This window comes from Nonomuraea sp. NPDC050691, assembly GCF_040654455.1.
GTDB lineage: Bacteria > Actinomycetota > Actinomycetes > Streptosporangiales > Streptosporangiaceae > Nonomuraea.
Genome location: NZ_JBFAIA010000028.1, coordinates 55,415 through 61,541, shown reverse-complemented (window position 1 = coordinate 61,541; position 6,127 = coordinate 55,415). Strand labels below are relative to the sequence as shown.

Here is a 6,127-nt window from a genome sequence, read left to right as displayed (position 1 = left end):
TGACCGCGATGCGGCACGCCGCCCGCTCGATGGAGATCGCCGAGCTGGCCGTGCGCTACCGCGACGTCGGCGTGGTCGGCTTCGACATCGCCGGCGCCGAGGCCGGCTACCCGCCCACCCGCCACCTCGACGCCTTCGAGTACCTCCAGCGGGAGAACGCCCACTTCACCATCCACGCCGGCGAGGCGTTCGGGCTGCCCTCGATCTGGCAGGCCATCCAGTGGTGCGGCGCCGACCGGCTGGGGCACGGCGTGCGCATCATCGACGACATCTCCGTGGCCGAGGACGGCACCGCCAAGCTCGGCCGCCTGGCCGCGTACGTCCGCGACAAGCGCATCCCGCTGGAGATGTGCCCCACCTCCAACCTGCAGACCGGCGCCGCCCGCTCGATCGCCGAGCACCCCATCGGGCTTCTGCGCCGCCTGTACTTCCGCGTCACGGTCAACACCGACAACCGGCTGATGAGCTCGACCACCGTGTCGGAGGAGTTCGCCAAGCTGGTCGAGGCGTTCGGCTACGGCTGGGACGACCTGCAGTGGTTCACGGTCAACGCGATGAAGTCGGCGTTCCTGCCGTTCGACGAGCGGCTGGCGCTGATCAACGGCATCATCAAGCCGGGGTTCGCGCAACTGAAGTGGCGGCCATGAAGCAGGCGTACCGGTCGAGGTTCGCGTTCGTCCTCGGATGGGTGTGGGTGGTGTTCGCGGCGCTCAACGTCTACGACCTGATCGCCCGCTACAACGGCAAGCCGGCGCTCGTGGCGCTGGCCGTGCTGGCCGCCCTGACCGCGCTCGTGTACGTGGTCGCGCTCAGGCCGGTCACGCGGTTCACCGAGGCCGCGCTGATCGGCCGCAACCCGCTGCGCACGACCGCCGTGCCCTGGGCTTCGGTCGAGGACGTCAGCGTCTCCCACTCCATCAACGTCCGCCACGACGCGGGCGAGCTGCTGCGGCTGTGGACCCCGGTCAGCAGCGCCCGCGAGCGGGCCAAGGCGCAGCGCCGGGGCGCGGCGCCGCCGCGGCGGGGCCGCTTCCGCACCGAGCCGGCGCTGACCAAGGCCGAGCAGGCCGCGGCCGAGGCGCTGGCGGGCAAGACGCACGCCGACTGGGTGGGGGAGCAGATCACCGAGCGCGCCGAGTCGGCCCGGCGCCGCGGCCAGGAGGCCGCGCCGGCGCGGGTGTCGTGGGCGTACGACTCGTTCGCGGCGATCGCCGTCGCCCTGGTCATGGTGGTCGTCGCCGTCGTCGCGGGCTGACGTCCGGCCCGTCGCCGTGGCCGGGCGGTTGACCCTGACACCGTGTGAGGTCCTATACCTGGAGCGGTCATGTTCGGCATCGGAGACTTCGCCAGGCTCGGGCTCGTGTCAGTGCGCATGCTGCGCCACTACGACGCCATCGGCCTGCTACGACCCGCGCACGTGGACCCGGTCACCGGCTACCGCTCCTACCAGGCGGCCCAGCTCTCCCGGCTCAACCGCCTCGTCGCGCTCAAGGACCTCGGCTTCACCCTGGAACAGGTCAGGGCGATCCTCGACGACGAGGTGAGCACCGAGGAGCTGCACGGCATGGTGCGGCTGCGCCGCGCCGAGCTGGAGGCGCGTATCAGCGCCGACCGGGCGCGGCTGCGCGGCGTCGAGGCGAGGCTCCGCGCGATCGAGAGAGAGGGCGGCATGGGGACCGTGGACGTGGTGGTCAAGAGAGTGGCGCCGGCCCGGGTGGCCCAGCTGAGCGCGCTCGCCGCGAGCTACGAGCCGGAGGACATCGGCCCGGTCGTCCAGCCGCTCTTCGGCGAGCTGTGCGCGCGGCTGGACGCGGCGGGCGTGTCGCCGGTGGGCCCGTCCGTGGCGTACTACCTGCCGGAAGGGGACGGGGCGGTGCGGGTCCACGCCGCGTTCCCCGTCTCCGCGGAGCCGCCCGCGGGCGGGGAGCCGCGGGTCGTCACGCTGCCGGGCATCGAGAGGGCGGCGACGGCCGTCCACCACGGGTCCATGGACGGCGTGGGGCCGACGTTCCAGGCGCTCGCGCACTGGATCGAGGAGAACGGGTACCGTTCGCTGTCGCTCGGCAGGGAGGTGTACCTGCACTGCCCGGAGGAGGAGGACGCGTGGGTGACGGAACTCCAGATCGAGGTGGCGCCGGCGGTGGCGGTCTCGCGGAGCTCGAAGGGCACCGCGCCGAGCTGACCGGCTACTGCTACCGCATGCTCGGCTCCGGGTTCGAGGCCGAGGACGCGGCGCAGGAGACCCTGGTCAAGGCGTGGCGCGGCCTCGACCGCTACGACCCGGGCCGCGCCTCCGTCCGGTCATGGCTGTTCGCCATCGCCACGAACGTCTGCCTCGACATGCTGCGCGGCCCCCAGCGGCGGGCCCGCGCCATGGACCTCGCGCCGGCGGCCACGCCGGGCACGGGTCTGGGCGCGCCGCTGCCCGAGGAGCGCTGGGTCCTGCCGCTGCCCGACGGCCGCCTGCCGCCTCCCGACCCGGCCGAGCTGGCGGTGGCCAGGGAGACGGTGCGGCTGGCGTTCGTGGCCGCGCTGCAGCGGCTGCCGCCGCGCCAGCGGGCCGTGCTCATCCTGCGCGAGGTGCTGCGCTGGAGCGCCGCCGAGGTCGCCGGTCTGCTCGGCGTGAGCGTCGCCGCGGTCAACAGCTCTCTTCAGCGCGCCAGGGCCGCCCTCCCGGCCGCGCCGGACACGCCGTACGGGGAGGAGGTGGACGAGGAGCTGCTCGGCCGGTACGTGGACGCGTTCGAGCGGTACGACGTCGAGACCCTCGTCACGCTGCTGCACGAGGACGCCACGATGGCGATGCCGCCGTTCACCTGGTGGCTGCGCGGCCGGGACGCGATCGGCGCGGTCCTGCGGGCGGCCGGGGCGCCCTGCGCCGGCTCCCGGCTGGTCCCTGCCGGGCGGGCGAACGGCGCCGCGGCCTTCGGCCAGTACCAGGAGGGGCGGCCGTTCGCGGTCCTGCTCATCGAGACGTCGGGCGGGTTCGTCACGGGCGCGACCACGTATCTCGGGGACCGGTTGTTCCCGCTCTTCGGCCTGCCGATGAGTTCGGCGCCCCCGCTCCGTACCAGTGGGTGAGAGAAGGAGGAATCCATGACCGCGCCCATGTCCGTGCCCCGCATCGTGGACCACCCCGACCGTCCCTACGTCGGCGTGCTCAGGACCATCACCATGACGACCTTCGGCGAGGTGGCCGACCGCATCCCCGAGCTGATCGCCTGGCTGGGACGGCACGGCGTCGCCCTGGCCGGCGCCCCGTTCCTCAGGTACCGGGCCATCGACATGGCCGCCGACCGCCTGGAGGTGGAGGCGGGCGTGCCGATCGCCCGGTCCCTGGAGGAGCCTGTGGAGGAGGAGGGGGCCGGCTTCTTCGCCGCCGCGCTCCCGGCCGGCCGCTACGCAACGCTCACCCACCACGGCCACCCCGACCGCCTGGCCGGCGTCATCGGTGACCTGCTGGCCTGGGGGGAGAAGGAGGGCCTGACGTGGGACCTCGCGGAGCGCGACGGTGTGGAGCGCTGGGGCTGCCGCCTGGAGCTCTACGAGACCGACCCGCGGGTGGAGCCGGACCCGGCGAACTGGGACACCACCCTGGAGTTCCGCCTCGCCTGACACCTGGCGGGAGGACGGCCCCGGAGCCTGGCTCCGGGGCCGGTCCGCGTCACGGGTGCGACAGGTCCAGGGCCTTCGTCAGGTCGGCCCTGAGGTCGTCGAGGGCGCGGGTGGCCTCGGCGCGGGCCGCCGGCACGTCGTCCGTGACCGGGACCACCACCTCCAGGTAGCACTTGAGCTTGGGCTCCGTGCCCGAGGGGCGGACCACGACGCGGGCGCCGCCCGACAGCGTGTAGCGCAGGCCGTCGGTCGGCGGCAGGCCGCCGTCGCCGCGGCTCAGGTCGTCGGCCCGCTCCACCGCGCGGCCCCCGAGCGCGGCCGGGGGAGCGGTCCGCAGGCGGGCCATGGCGCCGGCGATCAGCGACAGGTCCTCGACCCGGACCGAGAGCTGCGAGGTGGCGTGCAGGCCGTAGCGGCGGGCCTGGTCGTCCAGGAGGTCGAGCAGTGTGCGGCCGTCGCGCTTGGCCGCGGCGGCGATGGCCGCGACCGTGAGGGCGGCGCCGATGCCGTCCTTGTCGCGTACCGGCAGCCCCGCGCCGGACCCGACGCTGTAGCCGATGGCCTCCTCGTAGCCGAAGACCAGGCCCGGCCCCGCCTTGATGATCCACTTGAAGCCGGTCAGCGTCTCGCCGTAGCGGACGCCGTGGGCACGGGCGATCTTGCCCAGCAGGGTGGAGGAGACGATCGTGGTGGCCACCATGCGGTCGCCCGTGGTGTGGGTGATCACATGCTCGGCGAGCAGCCCGCCCACCTCGTCGCCCGTCAGCATGCGCACCGACCCGTCGGCCAGCGGCACGCCCACCGCGCACCGGTCGGCGTCGGGGTCGTTGGCCAGCACGAGGTCGGCCCCCGTGCGGGCGGCCAGCGCGGCGGCGAGGTCCATGGCCCCGGGTTCCTCGGGGTTGGGGAAGGCCACCGTCGGGAAGCCGGGGTCGGGCTCGCGTTGCTCCTCGACCGCCATCGGGCTCGGGAAGCCCGCCCGCAGGAACGCGTCGGTCAGCGTGGCGCCGCCGACGCCGTGCAGCGGCGTGTACGCCACCCGCAGGTCGCGGGCCTCGCCCAGCGGCAGCGTGGCCACGGCGTCGATGTAGTCGTCGACGAGGTCCTCGCCCAGCTCGGTCAGCGTGCCGGGCGCGCCGAGCGGCAACTGGTCGACGCGGCCCACGGCCTCGATCGCGGCCGAGATCCGGCCGTCGATCGGCGGCGTGATCTGGGAGCCGTCGCCCCAGTAGACCTTGTAGCCGTTGTCGCGGGGCGGGTTGTGGCTGGCCGTGACCATGACGCCGGCGTCGGCCTCCAGGTGGAGCACGGCGAACGCGAGCACCGGCGTGGGCAGCGGGCACGGCAGGATCGAGGCGTGCAGCCCGGCGCCGGTCAGCACGGCGGCCGTGTCGCGGGCGAACACGTCGGAGTTGCGCCGGGCGTCGTAGCCGATGACCACGTGCCTGCCGGGGCCGAGCACCGCGGCCAGACCGGCGGCGGCGCGCATGACGGTGACCCGATTCATCCGGTTGGGCCCGGCGCCCAGCTCGCCGCGCAGCCCGGCCGTGCCGAACTCCAGGCGGCGCCCGAACCGGTCGAGCAGCGCCTCGGTGTCGCCCGCGTCGAGGAGGTCCGACAGCTCGGCCCGGGTCTCGGGGTCGGGGTCCTGCAGCAGCCAGGCGCGGGCGGCCGCGACCAGGTCCGTGGCGGAGGAGGTGTCGCCGGTCATACGCGCTCGATGACCTTGGCCAGCAGGATGCCCATGCGGGCGGCCGTGGCGCGGCCGACCTCCAGGACCTCGGTGTGGTCGAGCGGCTGGTCGGACAGGCCCGCGCCGGGGTTGGTGACCAGCGAGACGCCGAGCACCTCCAGCCCGGCCTCGCGGGCGGCGATGGCCTCCAGCACCGTGGACATGCCGATGAGGTCGCCGCCGAGCGTGCGCAGCATGCGGATCTCGGCCGGCGTCTCGTAGGTGGGCCCGCGGAAGGCGACGTAGACGCCCTCCGCGATCGACGGGTCCACCTCGTGGACGAGCGCCCGCAGCCGCTTGGAGTAGACCTCGGACAGGTCGATGAACGTGGTGCCGGTGATCGGGTTGGCGCCCGTCATGTTGATGTGGTCGCTGATCAGCACCGGGTCGCCCACCTGCTGCGTCTCGGGGCGCAGGCCGCCGGCGGCGTTGGTCAGGACGATCGTGCGGGCTCCGGCGGCGGCGACGGTGCGCACGCCGTGGACCACCGCGTCGACGCCCCGGCCCTCGTAGAGGTGGCTGCGGCCGAGGAGGACGAGCGCGTGCCGGCCGCCGCCGGTGCGGACGAGGCGCAGCTTCCCGCCGTGTCCGGCCACGGCGGGGGCGGCGAAGCCGGGCAGGTCGGTGAGCGGGATCTCCGTCACGACCTCCCCGAGCGCGTCGGCGGCCGGGACCCAGCCGGAGCCCATCACGAGGGCCACGTCGAAGGTGTCGAGGCCGGTCGCGGCCCTCAGCGCCGCGGCGGCGTCACCAGCCAGTTTGTACGGGTCGTTGGTCACC

The 6,127-nt window shown here is 74.3% G+C and carries 7 protein-coding genes; 5 read left to right on the top strand and 2 right to left on the bottom strand.

What is annotated here, in order from left to right; translation table 11 throughout:
- From AB0H81_RS14605 to AB0H81_RS14585, 5 genes are all read left to right on the top strand, one after another.
- Nucleotides 1-647, top strand: a 647-nt coding sequence (locus tag AB0H81_RS14605) for an adenosine deaminase family protein (protein ID WP_358374081.1), incomplete at its 5' end; no start/stop codon positions are given.
- Nucleotides 644-1,255: a hypothetical protein gene (locus AB0H81_RS14600; RefSeq protein ID WP_358374078.1), complete on the top strand. Its 612-nt coding sequence runs from the start codon at nucleotides 644-646 to the stop codon at nucleotides 1,253-1,255. The genes AB0H81_RS14605 and AB0H81_RS14600, both read left to right, overlap by 4 nt.
- A 69-nt stretch (nucleotides 1,256-1,324) precedes the next feature.
- Nucleotides 1,325-2,182, top strand: a complete 858-nt coding sequence (locus AB0H81_RS14595; protein WP_358374075.1) for a MerR family transcriptional regulator — start codon at nucleotides 1,325-1,327, stop codon at nucleotides 2,180-2,182.
- A complete protein-coding gene (locus AB0H81_RS14590) occupies nucleotides 2,104-3,081 on the top strand; it encodes an RNA polymerase subunit sigma-70 (protein WP_358374072.1) in 978 nt (325 codons plus the stop codon). Before AB0H81_RS14595 ends, AB0H81_RS14590 begins: the two co-directional genes overlap by 79 nt.
- Nucleotides 3,082-3,096: 15 nt before the next feature.
- Complete coding sequence (locus AB0H81_RS14585) at nucleotides 3,097-3,615, top strand: GyrI-like domain-containing protein (protein ID WP_358374069.1); 519 nt, start codon at nucleotides 3,097-3,099, stop codon at nucleotides 3,613-3,615.
- A 49-nt stretch (nucleotides 3,616-3,664) separates the two neighbouring features.
- On the opposite strand, the gene AB0H81_RS14580 is transcribed toward AB0H81_RS14585, so the two are convergent.
- Both AB0H81_RS14580 and AB0H81_RS14575 read right to left on the bottom strand, forming a co-directional pair.
- Nucleotides 3,665-5,326 carry a phospho-sugar mutase gene (locus tag AB0H81_RS14580; protein ID WP_358374067.1) on the bottom strand — a complete coding sequence of 554 codons (1,662 nt, stop codon included), beginning with the start codon at nucleotides 5,324-5,326 and terminating at the stop codon, nucleotides 3,665-3,667.
- Nucleotides 5,323-6,126: a purine-nucleoside phosphorylase gene (locus tag AB0H81_RS14575; protein WP_358374063.1), complete on the bottom strand. Its 804-nt coding sequence runs from the start codon at nucleotides 6,124-6,126 to the stop codon at nucleotides 5,323-5,325. The genes AB0H81_RS14580 and AB0H81_RS14575 overlap by 4 nt, the downstream gene beginning before the upstream one ends.
- Between the last annotated feature and the right edge of the window lies 1 nt (nucleotide 6,127).